Source organism: Caballeronia sp. Lep1P3, assembly GCF_022879595.1.
Classification (GTDB): Bacteria; Pseudomonadota; Gammaproteobacteria; order Burkholderiales; family Burkholderiaceae; genus Caballeronia.
In genome coordinates this window covers 1-17,077 of the sequence record NZ_CP084265.1, presented here as the reverse complement: position 1 = coordinate 17,077, position 17,077 = coordinate 1, and the positions used below count along the sequence as shown (strand labels likewise).

The 17,077-nt window shown below is 63.2% G+C and carries 15 protein-coding genes and 1 pseudogene; 6 read left to right on the top strand and 10 right to left on the bottom strand.

Annotated elements, in window-relative coordinates; translation table 11 throughout:
- Nucleotides 1-45: 45 nt before the first annotated feature.
- Both LDZ27_RS00080 and LDZ27_RS00075 read left to right on the top strand, forming a co-directional pair.
- Complete coding sequence (locus LDZ27_RS00080; protein ID WP_244814774.1) at nt 46-2,166, top strand: AAA family ATPase; 2,121 nt, start codon at nt 46-48, stop codon at nt 2,164-2,166.
- Nucleotides 2,167-2,324: 158 nt separating this feature from the next.
- Nucleotides 2,325-2,630: a hypothetical protein gene (locus LDZ27_RS00075; protein ID WP_244814773.1), complete on the top strand. Its 306-nt coding sequence runs from the start codon at nt 2,325-2,327 to the stop codon at nt 2,628-2,630.
- 309 nt (nt 2,631-2,939) lie between these two features.
- Here the strand turns inward: LDZ27_RS00075 and LDZ27_RS00070 are convergent, their stop codons facing one another.
- From LDZ27_RS00070 to LDZ27_RS00060, 3 genes are all read right to left on the bottom strand, one after another.
- Nucleotides 2,940-3,155: a hypothetical protein gene (locus LDZ27_RS00070; RefSeq protein ID WP_244814772.1), complete on the bottom strand. Its 216-nt coding sequence runs from the start codon at nt 3,153-3,155 to the stop codon at nt 2,940-2,942.
- A 78-nt stretch (nt 3,156-3,233) separates the two neighbouring features.
- Nucleotides 3,234-3,473: a hypothetical protein gene (locus tag LDZ27_RS00065; RefSeq protein ID WP_244814771.1), complete on the bottom strand. Its 240-nt coding sequence runs from the start codon at nt 3,471-3,473 to the stop codon at nt 3,234-3,236.
- A gap of 355 nt (nt 3,474-3,828) precedes the next feature.
- Nucleotides 3,829-5,244, bottom strand: a complete 1,416-nt coding sequence (locus LDZ27_RS00060; RefSeq protein ID WP_244814770.1) for an integrase family protein — start codon at nt 5,242-5,244, stop codon at nt 3,829-3,831.
- 465 nt (nt 5,245-5,709) lie between these two features.
- On the opposite strand from LDZ27_RS00060, the gene LDZ27_RS00055 reads away from it, so the two are divergent.
- Genes LDZ27_RS00055 through LDZ27_RS00045 form a run of 3 tightly spaced genes read left to right on the top strand, consistent with a single transcriptional unit; the run spans nt 5,710 to nt 7,471 of the window.
- The gene (locus LDZ27_RS00055; RefSeq protein ID WP_244814769.1) at nt 5,710-6,387 is read left to right on the top strand and encodes a CsgG/HfaB family protein; all 678 of its coding nucleotides are present in this window, start codon (nt 5,710-5,712) and stop codon (nt 6,385-6,387) included.
- 25 nt (nt 6,388-6,412) lie between these two features.
- Nucleotides 6,413-6,781, top strand: a complete 369-nt coding sequence (locus tag LDZ27_RS00050; protein WP_244814768.1) for a DUF4810 domain-containing protein — start codon at nt 6,413-6,415, stop codon at nt 6,779-6,781.
- A gap of 9 nt (nt 6,782-6,790) precedes the next feature.
- Nucleotides 6,791-7,471, top strand: a complete 681-nt coding sequence (locus LDZ27_RS00045) for a DUF799 domain-containing protein (RefSeq protein ID WP_244814767.1) — start codon at nt 6,791-6,793, stop codon at nt 7,469-7,471.
- Nucleotides 7,472-7,525: 54 nt separating this feature from the next.
- Here LDZ27_RS00045 and LDZ27_RS00040 read toward each other — a convergent pair whose 3' ends face one another.
- A complete protein-coding gene (locus tag LDZ27_RS00040; protein WP_244814766.1) occupies nt 7,526-7,912 on the bottom strand; it encodes a DUF488 domain-containing protein in 387 nt (128 codons plus the stop codon).
- Between the two features lie 202 nt (nt 7,913-8,114).
- On the opposite strand from LDZ27_RS00040, the gene LDZ27_RS00035 reads away from it, so the two are divergent.
- Nucleotides 8,115-9,497, top strand: a complete 1,383-nt coding sequence (locus LDZ27_RS00035; protein ID WP_244814765.1) for an MFS transporter — start codon at nt 8,115-8,117, stop codon at nt 9,495-9,497.
- A gap of 2 nt (nt 9,498-9,499) precedes the next feature.
- Here LDZ27_RS00035 and dbpA read toward each other — a convergent pair whose 3' ends face one another.
- The 6 genes and pseudogenes from dbpA to dnaA form a co-directional block, all read right to left on the bottom strand.
- Nucleotides 9,500-10,882 carry an ATP-dependent RNA helicase DbpA gene (gene dbpA, locus LDZ27_RS00030; protein ID WP_244814764.1) on the bottom strand — a complete coding sequence of 461 codons (1,383 nt, stop codon included), beginning with the start codon at nt 10,880-10,882 and terminating at the stop codon, nt 9,500-9,502.
- Nucleotides 10,883-10,886: 4 nt separating this feature from the next.
- On the bottom strand, nt 10,887-11,081 hold the full coding sequence (locus tag LDZ27_RS00025; RefSeq protein ID WP_244814763.1) for a hypothetical protein: 195 nt from the start codon (nt 11,079-11,081) through the stop codon (nt 10,887-10,889).
- Between the two features lie 99 nt (nt 11,082-11,180).
- Nucleotides 11,181-11,441 (bottom strand): annotated as a pseudogene (locus LDZ27_RS28960) (HNH endonuclease); the annotation flags it as partial.
- A gap of 76 nt (nt 11,442-11,517) precedes the next feature.
- The gene (gene gyrB / locus LDZ27_RS00015; protein WP_244814761.1) at nt 11,518-13,989 is read right to left on the bottom strand and encodes a DNA topoisomerase (ATP-hydrolyzing) subunit B; all 2,472 of its coding nucleotides are present in this window, start codon (nt 13,987-13,989) and stop codon (nt 11,518-11,520) included.
- Nucleotides 13,990-14,121: 132 nt separating this feature from the next.
- The gene (gene dnaN / locus LDZ27_RS00010) at nt 14,122-15,228 is read right to left on the bottom strand and encodes a DNA polymerase III subunit beta (protein ID WP_244814760.1); all 1,107 of its coding nucleotides are present in this window, start codon (nt 15,226-15,228) and stop codon (nt 14,122-14,124) included.
- Nucleotides 15,229-15,499: 271 nt separating this feature from the next.
- Nucleotides 15,500-17,077: a chromosomal replication initiator protein DnaA gene (gene dnaA / locus LDZ27_RS00005; RefSeq protein WP_244814759.1), complete on the bottom strand. Its 1,578-nt coding sequence runs from the start codon at nt 17,075-17,077 to the stop codon at nt 15,500-15,502.

Below are 17,077 nucleotides of genomic sequence, written 5' to 3'. Positions count from 1 at the left end.
TCAGATAGTAAGTCGGGCCATAAGTACTCCAAATCGATAAAAGCAATGGTACCCAATAAAATCAACGACGTACAGCTTTCGATGGGCCCGCGCCGGCCGGTCGTGGCTTCGTTTGGCAGCCGAGTGACGGACGTTGCAGTCAGCCGCAAGTCCTTGGACTACGCAGAATTGGAGCGCCTTTTCTCGTCGCCGGAACAGGCTAACGTCGACCATCGTGACTTCATGAAGATGCCCCAAAGCGATCGCCAAGCGCTGAAGCAAGGCGATGCATTCGTTGTCTTTGGTGCGTTCTACGGTGACCGTCGCAGTGGTCATGGCGCCGGTTCGCCTATCGAGTTTCGCTCCGCGCTTACGCTCGACTTCGACCACGACAGCGAAGCACTGTATGCCGCGCTCGTCGATGGCGCGCCGCTGCTTCCGTGCGCGTACATCTGTCACACGACGCGTTCGCACACGCCCGAAGTACCGCATCTTCGCTTGATCGTGCCGCTCAGTCGCGACGTCGATTCGAGCCTTGCCTATCGTGGACTCGTTGAACTCGTCGCACGCTGCCTGCCGCGCGCAAGCATGGACCCTGGCTCGGTTCAATCGGCTCGCCCCATGTACATGCCTGTCCAGAACGACGGGGCTGAGTACTTGTCCGACATCCGTCTGGGTCACGGTTTTCTCGATCCGTCCGCCGTACCTCCTGCTGACTCGGGATTCCTGGCGCATGGGAACTACCAGCTCGCGAGCAACGAAGCGATGTTCGATCGCCTGATGATGAAAGAGCCCGATGCGCGCTGGACTGCCGCACGCGTCAAGACCGAACTTCTGACCGAGCTCGACCCGAACGGTGACGAATGGGATCGCAAGCGCTGGCTGACGCTTGGCATGGCGCTGCACCATCAAGGCGAAGGCGACGAAGCATGGCTCGAGATGTGGGACAACTGGTCGCAGCTGGACGAGCGGACGGATCGCAATGGCGAGCCGATGTATCAGCCTGGCCTGTGCGAAAAGGAATGGGCCAGCTTCGGGCGCGCGCATCACGTCGTCACGATCGGATCCATTGTGCATTGGGCGCGTATGGCACGCGGCGACGCGCCTGGTGACGGCCATCGCCATGCCGAATACCCGAAAGCCGCATGCGCCCCTTCGTACTACTGCTTGCGCTCGGCCGAAGAGCTCGCGAACGCTCCGCCTCTGAAGTGGCTGGTCCGTGGCGTCATCTCGCGCGAGGGGCTGTTTTCGATGTTCGGCGCGCCCGGCAGCGGCAAGTCTTTCTTGATGCTTGCGCTTGCTGCGGCGGTCGCCGGCGCCGCTTCTGACTGGTTTGGCCGTCGCGTGGAGTGCTGCCCGGTCACCTACTGCGTGCTGGAAGGTGAAGCCGGCATGAGTAAGCGCGTCCGCGCGTGGGCGCTGCACAACGAATCGAAGTTGCCCGAGTCCCTCCGATTCATGACCCAACCCTTTGACCTGCTGGATCCTGCCGCGGTGGTGGCGCTTGCCACGGCAGTCCGCGAAGTAAACGGTGCTGGTGGCATGGTCGTGCTCGATACGTTGAACCGTGCCACGCCGGGCGCTGATGAGAACTCGTCGGTCGACATGGGCAAAATCATCGCCGCCGCGAAGCGCCTGCAGGGTCTTCTGGGCGGCGTGGTGCTGTTGGTCCATCACAGTGGCAAGGACGCCGCCAAAGGCCTGCGCGGTCATTCAAGCTTGCACGCAGCGCTTGATGGCGCGATCGAAGTGACCGGCGGTGGCGATCAACGAGAGTGGCGCGTCGCCAAGTCCAAGGACGATGAAACGGGAACCGTCTATGGCTTCCGTCTCGTGACTGTCACGTTGGGCGACGATGAGTATGGCGATCCGATCACCAGCTGCGTCGCGGTGCCCGACGAGTCCGCCGAGGCGATCAAGCGCGTGAGAATGCCCCAGGGCAAGAATCAAAAGGCCGCGTTGGAGGCCGTCACCGCCGCGCTGCGCGACTCGTTCGACGTGGGCGAGGGTGTTGCGCCGCAGAACCGCGCGAGCATCCGTCTGAATCGCGCTTTTGAACTGGTGGCCAACCAAATGCCCGACGGCCAGCCGAAGCACAAAATGCAGCGCGCCAAAGAAGCGATCTATGCCCTCGTGAACCGTGGCTTTCTTGCAGCCAATGACGAATGGCTGTGGAGCGCCGCCTAAGGGACGAACTTCAAATCGCGGGTAGAGGCGGCTTCGAAGGAAGCGAAATCTGCCCGCGAGAAGTCACCGTGCGTCACCGGCCCGCAGAGTTCGAAGGGCGAGCAATCGGACCGGACCGGACTCGATTGGAATAACTGCGTCAAAAATAGGATAACAGCATGAAACAGGCTACTTGGAAAATGTTCGTACGCCACTGCGATGGCCTGGTGACGGTCGAAAGCTTTCAACCCGCGGCGGCCGAAGCGGCCGCCTATCTTGCCAAGATTGCCGACCCGGATGCCGATGTGAGCTTGCACCGCGCACGACATATTAGGCTGTCGTGGGACGGCGCCGCGTGGTTCATCGTGGTGCTGGCCGACGGATCTAAGCCGATGGCCAAGCGTTGCATGGACTTTCGCGCCGCGTGTCGCGAGCATGAAGCGTTGCATCAGTTGCTCAACGCCGGCGTGACTTTCTTCGGTTAGTCGATGAATAACCAACTCCGCTGCAACGCAGCAGCGGGTGCAACCTGGCGGCCCTGCGCGGCCGCTTTCTTGCGCGGACCCGCACCGACCGCACCCCGCGCTGGCGGAACCTACACCCCCAATTTTTGCAAAGTAGCGTGCCATTGCCGCCGGGCACTTGTGATCGCCTGAGGACACTTCCGCGCGCGCTCTTCGTCGATCGATTGATGTGAACTTGTGTGATTGTCGAATCGACTGAGTCGGGCGGTAATCGCCGGCCAGACGACGTTCACATCGCCGTTAGAGACATGGGAACGCCGTCAATCATCGTCACGTTCGAGGCTGCAGCGGGCATCCGCATTCCTTCCATTTTTTGATCGTTAAATCCACCAGTTCGTCGGTCGTCATTCGCTGCAGTGGCAGGCCGTGATGCGCGGAATCTTCCAGTGCTGCATTGAACGCGAGCGCGAAGGCCTCGGCGTTTTCACGCGGAACGCCCGAAGCCGCGAGCGCCCGAGCGAGCTTCAGTGTGTCGAGTATCGCCATATCGATCTCCCGTTATTTTGATACGCACGCCGGTCAGCCGTGGCGAAGCGCCGTTACACATGCTGGCAACGCCCGCGGTCACGGCATATCCAGAAAACGCAACTGGCCACGCGTTTCGAGTTGCTGCTGCTCAGATCCTTTGGCTCGGCGCCGCCGCCGGGGCCCCTCCCGCAGACACTCCACCAGCACGTGCCTCGCCTCGTCGTCACTACAGGCGAGCCCGTCGGGACGGGTGACCGTAATCGTATATTCGTCGCTGAGATCCAGTGAGTCGTGCCGTCCCTTGCCGGGCAGTTCCATATAGATCTTGCGCTTCATATGAGCGTTATCCTTCGAATCCGCGAACGCCGAAGTGGGTCTGCGCTCGCTGCCTGAACTTAGCACCACGGTGACGCTCCGCGCGGTTTCTGTCCTAAAGCCGGCTGGTCATGCGCGGAAGAACCCGGCGCCTCCGACGTTGAGGTTCGCGCGAAACGCGAAGTGCTGCGGCAATCAAGGCCGGCGCGCGGATGGCGTCGCGGCACCGACGCGGCCGAGTCGCAGCGCGCGAATGGCAACGCCAATGTCGGTCGGATCTCTGGCACCTTCCATGCGCTGCCTCACAGTCGCAGCAACATGTGTCCCGCAAAGCACACGGCAGCGGCGCGTCCTCGCGGCAGAAACAGGATCAAGTTTAGGCAACCAGATGCAAAGCCGGCGCATCCGACTGCATCGGAACTTCGCTGCCGGCTTGCTCCAGAATCCATTCTTCGATCTTTGTATGCCACATCCGCAGCAAATCCAGCGGACGACGACGGTAGTGCTTTTCGGCGATCGCGCTCGGCTTGTGCCCCTGAATCTGCGCGACGATACCGATCGGACATTCCAGCCACTCACTCAAGGTCCCGAAACTACGCCGCAGACCATGCAAGCTGACGTGCGGCAAGCCCGCCGCCTTCAGCGCCCGCGTGTGCGCGATGCGCGGCTCGGCGATCTTCCCGTCGGCAGAACTCTTGCTGGCGAAGACCCACGGCGAAGGACGCCAGCTTTCTCCGCGCGCCTGCATCCGAGCCAACTCGCGGGCATTCGGCGGCGTCTCATTCAGTCGCTTGAGTTCCAGCAGTAGGGCGCGCAGGTAAGGCGTCAGCGGAATTACCCTGCCGCCCGCCTCGACCTTGTCGGCAATCGACAGGCTGCACCACTGAAAGTCCACATCGTCCCATTGCAACGCCGCCATTTCCTCCCGGCGTGCACCGGTCAGCAAAAGCGCCTGGAGATAGGTGGCGATCACCGGATTGCCGATCCGTCGGACCGCACCGAACCACGCTGGCAATTGCTCGCGCTGCAGCACATCGCCTTCTTTGGCTCGCGCACGCGGCACCGCGTCTTTAACGCTGCGCGTTTTATAGGTATCCGTCGGCACGACACCGCGGTAGGCCGGCGTATCGTCGGTCCAACGCATGAACCCGCGCAGCAAGCGAAACGACAGCGCCGCCATCGTCGGACGGACATTCGCTTCTGCCTCAAGCCAGGAGGCGATACGCTCGCTCGTCAAATCGCAGAGCCGAACGTGACGCAGCGGCGCCAACGGACCGGGGACGGTCAGCCCCTTTCCACGCTTTCTTTCCTTGCCGCCCTCGTCCGCGTAGAACACATGGTCTCGGTAGTGCCGCTCGCCCCAGCGCGGCCGACGCGCCTCGACATAGACGTCCCACACTTCGCCGACCGTCAAAGTTCGGCGCCGTGCCTCTGCATGCTGCGCTTCGTGCGCGGCGCGGTCGTTCGCGGCGGCAACTCGCGGGTCGATGCCGCGATCAATGAGATTTTGCAGGCGACGCGCCTCCTGACGGGCGCCGCGCACCGCTTCCTCGCGTTCGCCGTCGAGACCCTTCTTGTACTGCGATTCCAGCGGCCACGAGGCCGGACTGCCAATCGTCATGCGGATCGTTGAACCGCGGAATTTGCTTTGGAAAATGTACGACTTCGTTCCCGCCGCGGTTGTGCGAAGTCCCAAGCCGGGCGTGTCGCTGTCCCACAGAAACGACTGCGCCGTGCCCGACGCGCAGCGATGCGCTTCAACGCGCGCGCCGGTGAAATTGACCTTCGCCATATCGACCCTTTCCGCAATGAAACAGCGATCTCATGTAACCGCCATGTAACCCGATTATGGAACGCGGCGCAATACGGGTCAATACAAAATCTTGGCACGACAAAACTTTATTCTTTAAAATCAGTGAGCTAGCTCACCGATAAATCCAGATCAATGCCGAGTAATGCGTCGCTTGTGCGGACTCTTAATCCGTAGGTCGAGTGTTCGAGTCACTCACGCCCCACCAAAAGAATTCCCGAAGCCCGGTCAGCGAAAGTTGACCGGGCTTTTTGCTTTCCGACAGCCTCTCACCCGTCGCACGCCGACATTTCAGACTGCTCCGACGAACCGGCGCCCCGAATCGCTTAACAATCGCTTCCTTTTTCGCCGTCGCGTCCTGACCGGCCGCAAGTTCCGCTGACACGCGACGTGTCAGCGCGCGCCCTCACCAAGCGCACCGCGACGGCGTATCCAAAGAGGCAAACCATGAAGTCAATCAACGCGCGCACGGCGATCATCGTCCCGTGCGCCATTGCGATCCTCAGCGCATGCGCGACCGAAGCATCGCGATCCTTGCCCGTACCCGAAGTCAGCAGCGCGCGCACGCCCTACGCGGGCCGGCCCGTCGCGGTTTCGGTCGGCAAGTTCGACAACCGTTCGAGCTACATGCGCGGCGTCTTCTCCGATGGCGTCGATCGTGTCGGCAGCCAGGCGAAAACCATTCTCCTCACGACGCTGCAGCAAAGCCGCCGGTTCACCGTTCTCGACCGTGACAACCTGGGCGAGATCAAGCAGGAAGCCGCGATCGCCAACAAGAGCCAGGCGCTCAAGGGCGCGACCTACGTCATCACGGGCGACGTGACCGAGTTCGGCCGCAAGGAAGTCGGCGATCAGCAACTCTTCGGCATCCTCGGTCACGGAAAGACGCAAGTCGCCTACGCGAAGGTGAGCCTCAACATCGTCGACACGACGACGTCCGAAGTCGTCGCATCGAGCCAGGGCGCGGGCGAATACAGCTTGTCGAATCGCGAGGTCATCGGCTTCGGCGGAACCGCGAGCTACGACTCCACGCTCAATGGCAAGGTCCTCGACCTGGCGATTCAGGAAGCAGTGAACCATCTCGTCGAAAAAGTCGACGCCGGCGCGCTTCAGGCCGCGAAGTAAAGCATCAACCAAAGCCATCCGAACCATGTTCAACACGAATCACATTTCGACCGGCGTCGCGCTGTCGGTCGCGGCGGCGTGCGCGCTGCTGACGGGATGCGCGAGTACGCAGCCTACGCCGCCGCTCTACCAATGGGACGGCTATCAGCCGCAGGTCTACGAATACTTCAAAGGCCAGAAGACCCCGTCCGAGCAGATTGACGCGCTGGAGAAAGCGCGCCAGCAGATTCTCGCGAAAGGCAACGCGGTGCCGCCGGGCTTCCACGCGCATCTCGGCAATCTGTACGCGAGCCTCGGGCAAGCCGATGCAGCGCGCCAGGAGTTCGGCGCGGAGAAGCAAGCGTTTCCCGAGTCGTCCGTCTACATGGACTTCCTGTTGAGCCATCTCAAGTAAGCGACCGCCATGACCATGACCTTTTCTCGCAAACTCATCGCGATGTTCGGGGCCCTGCTGATGCTGAGCGCATGCGCCTCGCGCGCGCCGCAGCAGCAGCAGGCGGATTACACGGCTTTGCGCAACAGCAAGCCGCGCTCGATTCTCGTGCTTCCGCCCGTCGACCAGACAGCCGACGTCAACGCGACGCACGGCATGCTGTCTCAAATGACGATGCCGCTCGCCGAAGGCGGCTACTACGTGGTGCCGGTCGCCGAAATGGAAGAGACGTTCAGGCACAACGGGCTGACGACGCCTGCCGACATCCAGAACGTCGCGCCCGCAAAGCTGCGTGAAATCTTCGGCGCCGATGCCGCGCTCTACACGACCGTGACCGACTACGGCACGAAATACGTGATCCTCGACAGCAAGACGACCGTGACCGCGAACGCGAAGCTGGTCGATCTGCGCTCGGGCGACGAGCTGTGGAAGGGATCGGCGACGGCCAACGGCAAGGAAGTCGGCTACAACGTGACCGTCGGCGGCGGTCTGATCGGGATGATCGCGACGGGCATCGGCACGCAGGTCGCGCACACGCTGAGCGACAAGTCTTACGACGTCGCCGGCCTCACGAGCCAGCGGCTTCTGGCAACGGGCGGCCAGAAAGGACTGCTGTACGGACCGCGCTCCCCGAAGTACGGCACCGACTAAGCAATCCATCCGGGCGACGAGCGCGCTTGCCCTTCACGGGCAGCGCGCCACCGCTCAAACTACCTCCGCTCCCCGCTTCAACAGCAGTTCCCGCAACACCGACCGGTGACACCGCGCTTCATCCTTGCAGTAGCATCCGACCGACAGATTCGCCGTATGCGAGAGCGCGGCGAGCAGGTCGAGCGACTTGCTCGCATCGTGTTGCGCCATCTCGGCCTTGAACTTCTTCACGAAGCCGCGCCAGTCCTTCTCGCTTTCGGCGTGCAGCGCCTCTGTCACCAATTCCTGCGACGGCGACAGATTCGGATACCAAACATCGTAGAAATCGCGGCGCGCGAATTCCGCTTTCGGCACGCCGCGCGGCGGACGCCGGACGGTGCCGATCCGCAGTCCCTCGTTTTCCGCTCGCGGCGCGCCCAGCCGCACGATTCGAATTGCCATGTGTCGCCCTCCGGGAGCTATCGTCGCTATCGTCGGCGAGCATAACCGGCGTCGATATCTTTCTGAAAGCGTGTGCGGCGATGTCGAGCACGAAGCGCGGCGTTCCCGTATCGTGTCGGATTATTCCTGCTCCGCTTAAATCCAGATCACCGACGTGGCCGCCGACACTCTCCCACCCGCCTCTCACGATCCCGCCGCGCCCATGACCCCGCTCGAGCGCCGAGGCATGGCCGCGATCCTGCTCTCGGTCTCGCTCGCGACGCTCGACACAGCGATCGCCAACACTGCACTGCCGGCCATCGCCGCCGATTTGCACACGACGCCCGCCGCGTCCGTCTGGATCATCAACGCGTATCAGCTCGCGATGGTCGCGACGCTGCTGCCGTTCGCCGCGCTCGGCGGCATTCTCGGCCATCGGCGCGTGTATCTCGCCGGGCTCGTCGTGTTTCTCGTGGCGTCCGCGGTGTGCGCGCTCTCGTGGTCGCTGCCGACGCTCGTCGCCGCGCGCCTGCTCCAGGGCCTCGGCGCGAGCGCGATCATGAGCGTCAACGCGGCGCTCATCAGCGCGATCTTTCCGCCGCATCGGCTCGGGCGCGGCGTCGGGTTGAACGCGCTCGTCGTCGGGATCGCGTTCGCGGTCGGGCCGACGGTCGCGTCCATCGTGCTCTCGCTCGGCACGTGGCCGTGGCTTTTCGCGGTGAACCTGCCGGTCGGCGTGTTCGCGCTGACGATCGCGTGGCCGTCGCTGCCGCAGACGAAGCGCGCGGAACACGGCTTCGACCGCATCGCCGCGTTGCTCAACGTCGTCACGTTCGCCTCGCTGATCTTCGCGCTCGGCGAAGCGGCCCAGCGCGCGCCGGCGCGCTCCGTGCTCACGGCATTCGGCGTCGCGCTGATCGCGGGCGTTTTGCTGCTGCGACGCGAGCGCGGCCATCCCGCGCCGATGCTGCCGGTCGATCTCTTTCGCCGCCCGATGTTCGCGCTCTCGACGATGACCGCGATCTGCTCGTTCGCCGCGCAAGGGCTCGCGTTCGTCTCGCTGCCGTTCTTCTTCGAAAGCGTGCTCGGGCGCAGCCAGGTCGAGACCGGCTTTCTGATGACGCCGTGGTCCGCGCTCGTCGCGCTGATGGCGCCGATCGCCGGGCGCATGTCCGACCGCCGTTCGCCAGGCTTGCTGGGCGGCGTCGGACTCGCGATTCTCTGCGCGGGAATGGCCTCGCTCGCGATGCTGCCGGCCGAGCCGCACGCGCTCGACATCTGCGTGCGCATGGCGATCTGCGGCGCGGGCTTCGGCTTCTTTCAGTCGCCGAATCTGAAGGCGTTCATGTCGAGCGCGCCGCGCGAACGAAGCGGCGGCGCGAGCGGCATGATCGCGACCTCGCGCCTGATCGGGCAGGCGACGGGCGCGGCGCTCGTCGCGCTGTGCTTCAGCCTTGCCGGAAAACACGGACCGACGCTCGCGCTCTCGCTCGGCGCGGCCTTTGCGGGCGCGGGCAGCATTGCGAGCGGCTTGCGGCTCGTCACGCGCGACGCGCCGAAGAGCGCATCGGACGAGATCGCGGCGGAGCGCTCGCAAAAGGCCTGAGGCTACATCCGCCGCACTTTCACCTTGCGGCCCTTGAGCTTGCCGGCGCTCAGCCTGCGGGCGGCGTCGTCGGCGATGTCGCGCGCGACGGCCACATACGTGACCATGTCCATCACGTTGATCTTGCCGATCTGCTCGCCGGTAAAGCCCGCTTCGCCCGTGAGCGCGCCGAGCACGTCGCCGGGGCGGATCTTGTCCTTGCGTCCGCCGAGAATCTGCAGCGTCGCCATGGGCGGCTTGAGATGGCCCGGTTCCGCCGACGTCAGCTCCGACAGCGGATGCCATTCCACTTCGGTCCGCAGCAATTGCTCGATGCCGCCGACGCGCCCCATCTCGTCCATGCTCGCGAGCGACAGCGCCCAGCCTTCTTCGCCCGCGCGCCCGGTCCGGCCAATGCGATGCACATGCACTTCGGGATCGGGCGTGACATCGACGTTGATGACCGCTTCCAGTTGCGCGATGTCGAGCCCGCGCGCGGCGACATCCGTCGCGACGAGCACCGAGCAACTGCGATTGGCGAACTGCACGAGCACCTGATCGCGTTCGCGCTGCTCCAGTTCGCCGTGCAGCGTGAGCGCCTCGAAGCCCTGCGCGCGCAATACGTCGAGCAGATCGCGGCATTGCTGCTTCGTGTTGCAGAACGCGAGCGTGCTCACCGGCCGATAGTGATCCAGCAGCAGCCCGACGGCGTGGAGCCGCTCGTCATCTTCGACCTCATAGAAACGCTGCTTGATCTTCGCGTTGCTGTGCTGTTCGGTGAGCTTGATTTCGCGCGGATTGCGCAGGAACTGCTGGCTCAGTTTCGCGATGCCTTCGGGATACGTCGCCGAGAAAAGCAGCGTCTGCCGATCCTTCGGGCATCGACGCGCGACTGACGCGATGTCGTCGAAAAAGCCCATGTCGAGCATGCGGTCGGCTTCGTCGAGGACGAGCGTGCGAACGGCGTCGAGCGAAAGCGTTTCGCGCTGAAGGTGATCCATGATGCGCCCGGGCGTTCCCACGACGATATGCGCGCCGTGTTCGAGGCTCGCGATCTGCGGACGCATCGGCGTGCCGCCGCAGAGCGTCAGGACTTTCACGTTCTCTTCGGCGCGCGCGAGGCGGCGGATTTCCTGCGTGACCTGATCGGCGAGTTCGCGCGTCGGGCACAGCACGAGCGCTTGCACCGCGAACTGCTTCGCGTCGAGCCGCGCGAGCAGCGGCAAGGTGAAGGCGGCGGTCTTGCCGCTGCCGGTCTTCGCCTGCGCGATGAGGTCGTGCCCTGCGAGCGCGTGCGGCAGGCTCGCGGCCTGGATCGGCGTCATCGACTGATAGCCGAGCTGCTGCAAGTTGGCCTGCATCGCGGGCGTGAGCGGCAGGGAGTTGAAGTTCGTATCGATCGTCATATGCTTAGCGCTCGCCGTGCGGCGGAATGTCGGTGACCTGCTCGTAGCTGACTTCGCCTTCTTGCGACTGATGGCGCGTCACGTAGTTGCGCGCGCCGCACATCGGACAGCGAAACAGGAGACCTTGGCCTTCGTTCTTGACGACGACGTCGGATAGCTCCCATTGCGTGCCGCATGATTGATTTCGGCAGGTGAACATATGGATTCTCTTGATGCGATGGCGCGCGTTCGGCTCGCGCGCCTGATTGATGGTCAGAAGGCGAAGTGTACGCGGGTTGAGGCGGCGAACCGGCTTCGGTTAGAGCGGCCGTGCGCGCCCCCGGAAGACTTGCGCGCGGTGCCAGTCGACGAAACGCCCCGACGGATGATGTTCCCGTCTGACGGGCGCGTTCAACTGGCTGCCGTGATGCCGCAGAAGGATCGCGTCGAATCGATCGGTTCCGTGTGCTTCGTCCGAGACGAGTACGCGCTGCTCGCGGCCGAGCGTGAACGCGCCGATATCGAAGAGTTTGTGATGCAGGCAGCAGAACGCGATGCCGTTTTCGACGACATCGGGGGTTTCGATGTGTAAGTACTTGGTGTGGGGCGGTTCGGGGCGAAGCGTCGGCGCGAGGGCCGACGCGTCACTTCACCCCTCAAACATCAATATTCCCCGCCCGCAACGCATTACTTTCGATAAACGCCCGCCGCGGCTCCACGTCATCGCCCATGAGCGTCGTGAAGATGCCGTCCGCCGCAATCGCGTCCTCGATCTGCACGCGCAACAGGCGCCGCACGTTCGGGTCCATCGTCGTTTCCCAAAGCTGCTCGGGGTTCATCTCGCCGAGGCCCTTATAGCGCTGCTTCGAGACGTTGCGCTCGGCATCCGCGATCAGCCACTTCATCGCGCTCTTGAAGTCCGACACGGCCATCGACCGCTCTCCGCGCTTGATGAGCGCGCCTTCGCCGATCAAGCCCTTGAACGTATCCGCCGTCGAAACGAGTTGCTTGTAGTCCGCGGTCAACTGAAGGTCTTCGTCGAACACGGTGACTTTCACGTTGCCATGATGACGCCGCTTGATATGCAGCGAACGCGCTTCGCGAACCTGATCGTAGGCCGGCTCCACCGTCACTTCGGGCTTCAGCGGATCGGCGCGCAGCCGGTCTTGCAGCGCCTTCGCCGATGCCGCCGCCGCTTCTTCCGACGACAGATCGATCGACACGCCGTCCATCACCGCTTCGAGCGACGCCGCGTCATAAATGCGGCTCAGGCGATCCACCACCGCCTGCGCCAGCAGATACGCACGCGCGAGTTCGCCGAGAGCGTCGCCGGTAATCGGGTCCGCGCCTTCGCTTGCATGCAGTTCCGAGCCTTGCAGCGCGAGCTTCAGCATGTGCTGATTCAACTCGTGCGCGTCCTTCATATAGCGCTCGTCCTTGCCCGCCTTGATCTTGTAGAGCGGCGGCTGCGCGATATAGATATAGCCGCGCTCGACGATCTCCGGCATCTGCCGATAGAAGAACGTCAGCAAGAGCGTGCGGATGTGCGCGCCGTCCACGTCCGCGTCGGTCATGATGATGATGCGGTGATAGCGCAGCTTCTCGAGGTTGTAATCGTCCTTGCCGATACCGCAGCCGAGCGCCGTCACGAGCGTCACGATCTGCTCGGAAGAAATGAGCTTGTCGAAGCGCGCCTTCTCGACGTTCAGCACCTTGCCGCGCAGCGGAAGAATTGCCTGGAACTTGCGGTCGCGGCCCTGCTTCGCGGAGCCGCCCGCCGAGTCGCCCTCGACGATGTAAATCTCCGACTTCGCCGGATCCTTCTCCTGGCAGTCCGCGAGCTTGCCCGGCAAGCCGATGCCATCGAGCACGCCCTTGCGGCGCGTCATTTCGCGCGCGCGGCGGGCGGCGTCGCGCGCACGCGCGGCATCGACGATCTTGCCGGTAATGATCTTCGCGTCGTTCGGCGTCTCTTGCAGAAAATCTTCGAGCGCCTTCGCGACGACTTCCTCAACCGGCGCGCGCACTTCGGACGACACGAGCTTGTCCTTCGTCTGCGAACTGAACTTCGGCTCCGGCACCTTCACCGACAGCACGCACGACAAGCCTTCGCGCATGTCGTCGCCGGTGGTTTCCACCTTCGCCTTCTTCGCGATCTCGTTATCGACGATGTACTTGTTGATGACGCGCGTCATCGCGGCGCGCAGGCCGGTCAAATGCGTGCCGCCGTCGCGCTGCGGAATGTTGTTCGTGAAGCAGAGCACGCTTTCGTTGAAGCTGTCGTTCCACTGCATCGCCACTTCGACGGTCACGTTTTCGCGCTCGCCGGTCGCGTGGAACACGGTCGGATGCAGCACCTGCTTCTGCTTGTTGATGTACTCGACGAAGCCCTTCACGCCGCCCGCGAACGCGAAGTCGTCTTCCTTGCCCGTGCGCAGATCCGTGAGGCGGATGCGCACGCCGTTGTTCAGGAAGGACAGTTCGCGCATGCGCTTCGCGAGAATGTCGTAATGAAATTCGACATTGCCGAAGATGGTCGCGTCCGCGAGAAAGTGGACTTCGGTGCCGCGATTTTCGGTATCGCCGACGACAGGCATCGGCGAATATTGCACGCCGTCTTCCTCGACGATTTCGCGGTTCTGCACGACGCCGCGCGCGAACTCCATGAAGTGCTTCTTGCCGTCGCGACGCACGGTCAGGCGCAGCCATTCCGACAGCGCGTTCACGCACGACACGCCCACGCCGTGCAGCCCGCCCGACACCTTGTAGCTGTTCTGGTCGAACTTGCCGCCCGCGTGCAGTTCGGTCATCACGATCTCGGCGGCGCTGCGCTTGGGATCGTGCTTGTCGTCGCGCTTCAGGCCCGTGGGCACGCCGCGGCCGTTGTCCTTCACGGAGATGGAGTTGTCCGCGTGAATGGTGACGTGGATGTCGTCGCAATAGCCCGCGAGCGCTTCGTCGATGGAGTTGTCCAGCACTTCGAATACGAGGTGATGCAGACCGGTGCCATCCGACGTATCGCCGATATACATGCCCGGACGCTTGCGCACGGCCTCCAGACCTTCGAGGATCTGAATGGACGATGCGCCGTAGCTGTTGTCGGGTTGCGTATGTGTGTTTTCAGTCATGGATTTCTTCCGGTTCTGCGTCACTGCTTCGACACTGCTTCGATAACTGCTCGTAATGGCTGACTTTTCGAAACACCTTAAAAACACCAAAGGGGCGCGCCGCCCCTTGGAGTGTCATTGGTATCGAGCGCGTCAGATACGCATCGGCATCACCACGTATTTGAATTCCTCGTTCTCGGGAATCGTGATGAGCGCGCTGGAATTCGCGTCGCCGAGCGCGACTTGCAGCGTGTCGACCTTCAGATTCGCGAGCACGTCGAGCAGGTACGTGACGTTGAATCCGATATCGACGGTATCGCCCTGATAAGCGATTTCGAGTTCTTCCTGTGCTTCTTCCTGATCCGCGTTCGTCGACATGATCTTGAGCTGGCCCGGCTCGACGAGGCAGCGCACGCCCTTGAACTTGTCGGAAGTCAGAATGGCGGCGCGCTGAAGCGAACGCTGCAATTCTTCGCGGCCGATTTCGAACGTGTTCTTGTGCGCCTTCGGAATCACGCGCTGGAAGTCGGGGAACTTGCCTTCGACGAGCTTCGACACCAGTTCCACCTGACCGAAGGTGAATTTCACCTGCGTCGCGGCGATGTCGATCTGAAGCGTGTCGTCGATGTCTTCGAGCAGGCGCTGTAATTCGAGGATGGTCTTGCGCGGGATGATGACTTCCTGGCGCGGAAACGCGCCGCCTTCGATTTTCATCGACGAGAACGCGAGACGGTGGCCGTCCGTTGCGACCGCCATCAGCTGGTCGCCGTCCACCACGAGCAGCATGCCGTTCAGGTAGTAGCGGATGTCCTGCTGGGCCATCGCGAAATAGACCATGCCGAGCAGCTGGCGGAACGTCTTCTGCGGAACCGAGAGGCTTGCGCCGAAGTCCGTAGCCTGGTTGACCGTGGGAAATTCGTCGGCCGCGAGGGTTTGCAGCGCGAAGCGGCTCTTGCCCGAGCGCACGGTGAGGCGCTTGTCGGAGAGGTCGAGCGCGACGTCGCCCGAAGGCATCGCGCGCAGGATGTCGAGCAGCTTGCGCGCGGCGACGGTGGTGGCAACCTGATCGCCGCCGACGCCGAAATCGGCGCGCGTGGTGATCTGAAGTTCGAGGTCCGTCGAGAGGAACGACACGTCGGCGCCGTTCTTGGTGATGAGCAGATTCGCGAGGATAGGCAACGTGTGGCGGCGTTCTACGATACCGCTCACGGTTTGCAGCGGCCTTAGAAGATTATCTCGTTCGGTCTTGACCAGTTGCATAGAGTTCCTTCATTGATGTGACGGCCTGTCCCGCGGTTGGCCACCGTAGCGCCACCGTTTGCCCGCTGGACAACCTCGTAACACGCGTTGCCGGCCCCCCGCCGGTCACTCGCGAAAGCTTGCGCTTCAGAACCGCCCAGGCCATGGACGGCAAACCTGTATTGTGCCTGAAATCGGCACCGGCCCCTAAAAATTGGGGGCGTTTTCGCCAATAAACAGGCCCGCGCGCGCAACAATCGACGCACGCCGCGCGCTTGCGCCCGCCGCTTCGTCAGCCCTTGAGCGTCTGTTCGAGCACGTGCAATTCGTGGTTCAACTGGGCGTCGTTGCCGCGCTCCGCCGCGATCTTGCGCACCGCGTGCAGCACGGTCGTGTGGTCGCGTCCGCCGAAGAGTTCGCCGATCTCGGGCAGGCTCTTCTGCGTCAGCTCCTTCGCCAGATACATCGCGATCTGGCGCGGGCGCGCGATGTTGGCCGGCCGCTTTTTCGAGTACATGTCGGCGACCTTGATGTTGTAGAAATCGGCGACGGTCTTCTGGATGTTCTCCACCGAAATCTGGCGGTTCTGCACCGTCAGCAGGTCTTTGAGCGCTTCCTTCGTCAGTTCGATGGTGATGTCGCGGCCGTGGAACTTCGAGTACGCGAGAATCTTGCGCAGCGCGCCTTCCAGCTCGCGCACGTTCGAGCGCAGATGTTTCGCGACGAAGAACGCGACGTCTTCGGACAGGCTCACGCCCTCGGAAAGCGCCTTGCGCATCAGAATCGCGACGCGCATTTCCAGCTCGGGCGGCTCGATCGCGACCGTCAGGCCGGAATCGAAGCGCGAGATCAGGCGATCGTCGATGCCCGAGATTTCCTTCGGATACGTGTCGCTCGTGATAATGACCTGCGCCTTGTTCGCGACGAGCGCCTCGAACGCGTAGAAGAACTCTTCCTGCGTGCGCGACTTGCCCGAGAAAAACTGAATATCGTCGATGAGCAGCAGGTCGAGCGAGTGGTAATAGCGCTTGAAGTCGTCGAACGCCTTGCGCTGATACGCCTTCACCACGTCGGACACGTATTGCTCGGCGTGGATGTAGCGGATGCGCGCGCCGGCCTTGTCCATCAGCAACTGATTGCCGATGGCGTGAATCAGGTGCGTCTTGCCGAGGCCCACGCCGCCGTACAGAAACAGCGGGTTGTACGAGATGCCGGGATTGTCGGCGACCTGGATCGCCGCCGCGCGCGCGAGCTGGTTGGCCTTACCGGTCACGAAGTTGTCGAACGTGAGGACGGGATTGAGCTTCGAGCGTTCGTAAGCGGAATCGTTTTCACCGCCCGCCGAAGGCGCGCTCGCCGGCCGCCACGTGCGCCGGCCAGCGGCGGCTTCGTTCGCGTCGAGGCTCGGCAGGTCGAGATCGGCTTGATCGTCCTGTGTCGCTTGCGCCTGCTGCGCCGCTTCGGCGGCGAGCGCGTTGATGTGCGCTGCCGCATTCGCGTGCGCGACGACCGAAGGCGCCTGCTGAGCCGGCGATGGCACCGACGGCGCCGGAGGGCGCGGCGGCGTGGCGCCCGCGCGCGGCGCCGCGTTCAGCCCGCCGCCGATCGCGCTGCGGGCCGTGGCTTTCGGATCAAGAACGAATTGCACGTCGATGGGCGCGCTGAAGAACTCCCGCGCCAGATCGGCGATGCGTCCGGAGAACTGGCTCTTCACCCAGTCGAGCTTGAAGCGGTTGGGGGCGGCGATGCGCAGGGTGCTCGCGCCGGCATCGAAGTCGACCGGGGCCAGCGGCTTGATCCACGTGACGTACTGCTGGGGCGTCAGCTCGCGCTCCAGCAATGCGGAACAGTGTTCCCAGAAATCGTTCAT

Bases quoted from the DNA above. Each gene is read 5' to 3' on its own strand.
- LDZ27_RS00065 (WP_244814771.1), bottom strand. From the start codon at position 3,473: ATGAAGCGCAAGATCTATATGGAACTGCCCGGCAAGGGACGGCACGAC.
- dnaN (WP_244814760.1), bottom strand. From the start codon at position 15,228: ATGCAACTGGTCAAGACCGAACGAGATAATCTTCTAAGGCCGCTGCAA.
- LDZ27_RS00080 (WP_244814774.1), top strand. From the start codon at position 46: ATGGTACCCAATAAAATCAACGACGTACAGCTTTCGATGGGCCCGCGC.
- gyrB (WP_244814761.1), bottom strand. From the start codon at position 13,989: ATGACTGAAAACACACATACGCAACCCGACAACAGCTACGGCGCATCG.
- LDZ27_RS00075 (WP_244814773.1), top strand. From the start codon at position 2,325: ATGAAACAGGCTACTTGGAAAATGTTCGTACGCCACTGCGATGGCCTG.
- LDZ27_RS00070 (WP_244814772.1), bottom strand. From the start codon at position 3,155: ATGGCGATACTCGACACACTGAAGCTCGCTCGGGCGCTCGCGGCTTCG.
- LDZ27_RS00045 (WP_244814767.1), top strand. From the start codon at position 6,791: ATGACCATGACCTTTTCTCGCAAACTCATCGCGATGTTCGGGGCCCTG.
- LDZ27_RS00040 (WP_244814766.1), bottom strand. From the start codon at position 7,912: ATGGCAATTCGAATCGTGCGGCTGGGCGCGCCGCGAGCGGAAAACGAG.
- LDZ27_RS00060 (WP_244814770.1), bottom strand. From the start codon at position 5,244: ATGGCGAAGGTCAATTTCACCGGCGCGCGCGTTGAAGCGCATCGCTGC.
- LDZ27_RS00035 (WP_244814765.1), top strand. From the start codon at position 8,115: ATGACCCCGCTCGAGCGCCGAGGCATGGCCGCGATCCTGCTCTCGGTC.
- dnaA (WP_244814759.1), bottom strand. From the start codon at position 17,077: ATGAACGATTTCTGGGAACACTGTTCCGCATTGCTGGAGCGCGAGCTG.
- LDZ27_RS00025 (WP_244814763.1), bottom strand. From the start codon at position 11,081: ATGTTCACCTGCCGAAATCAATCATGCGGCACGCAATGGGAGCTATCC.
- dbpA (WP_244814764.1), bottom strand. From the start codon at position 10,882: ATGACGATCGATACGAACTTCAACTCCCTGCCGCTCACGCCCGCGATG.
- LDZ27_RS00055 (WP_244814769.1), top strand. From the start codon at position 5,710: ATGAAGTCAATCAACGCGCGCACGGCGATCATCGTCCCGTGCGCCATT.
- LDZ27_RS00050 (WP_244814768.1), top strand. From the start codon at position 6,413: ATGTTCAACACGAATCACATTTCGACCGGCGTCGCGCTGTCGGTCGCG.